This is a genomic window from Maribacter sp. ACAM166, assembly GCF_005771495.1.
GTDB lineage: Bacteria > Bacteroidota > Bacteroidia > Flavobacteriales > Flavobacteriaceae > Maribacter.
In genome coordinates, this window is the sequence record NZ_VAUW01000098.1 from 1 (window position 1) to 871 (window position 871).

General features: G+C 35.4%; 1 pseudogene. It reads right to left on the bottom strand.

The window, feature by feature from the left end:
* A pseudogene (locus ES765_RS21505) lies at window positions 1-775 on the bottom strand (hypothetical protein); the annotation flags it as partial.
* Between the last annotated feature and the right edge of the window lie 96 nt (window positions 776-871).

An 871-nucleotide genomic window follows, 5' to 3' on the forward strand; every position in this document is an offset into this window, starting at 1 on the left:
TGTTCTCAACTTCTAGTGTAAAGGTTTTATTTCGCTTAGGTACCGAATTGAGGACTTTTATGTTTTTTATAAAATTGAAATTTAGTAGTTCGTTATCTTCCAGTGTCTGTAGCATTGTTCCTAGGGCCAATCTAAAATTATTCCTATTTCTAGCACTGGTTTTCATCACGATTTGATTTAGAAAACTCAACAACATCCTTTTGGTCAATTTGTCTATGGTATGTATATCTGGATGGTTTTCAGATAACCATAGTAAGAATGCTTTGGATTTATGTCCGTAATCTTGAACGGTTCTATGTTTGATCTGATTTTTTTTGAGCTTAAGAACAAAATCGAATGCTTCCTGTAAAGGCATCCCTTGTTCTACTGATTGTTTTTCTGCAGCTAATTCTATACTTGGTGCTGTATCTACCTTTTCTATGGACTCTTTTTTAGCTACAGTGATTACTTTTTTAACCTCGCTCAATTTCCTTTTTTCAAAAGGACTGTATCCTTCTTTTAATAGTTTGAGCAAATTTCTGCGGTATGAAGTTAAGATAGTCAATCTGTCCGCTTTGATTTTATAGTTGTTTGCCTTCCCGTAAATATTCTTCATCCGCACCAATTTTTTGGTACTGGGGTCTCTAAATGAAAAATAGACATACCATCTTTTGGTAAGGTCACCCTTTGCGGTATAGATTTTTGGAGCGGAGAAATTACTTCTTGTTGACAAATCGTGTTCTAAAACGTGTTCACTTTCGTGTTCATTGGTAATTGTTTGTAGAAATATAGACATAAAAAAACGGTTTAGAGTGAACTAAACCGTTGTTTTGCTTGATTTTACTAATGTAGCGAGAGCGGGGCACGATCCCGCGACCTCCGGGTTATGAAT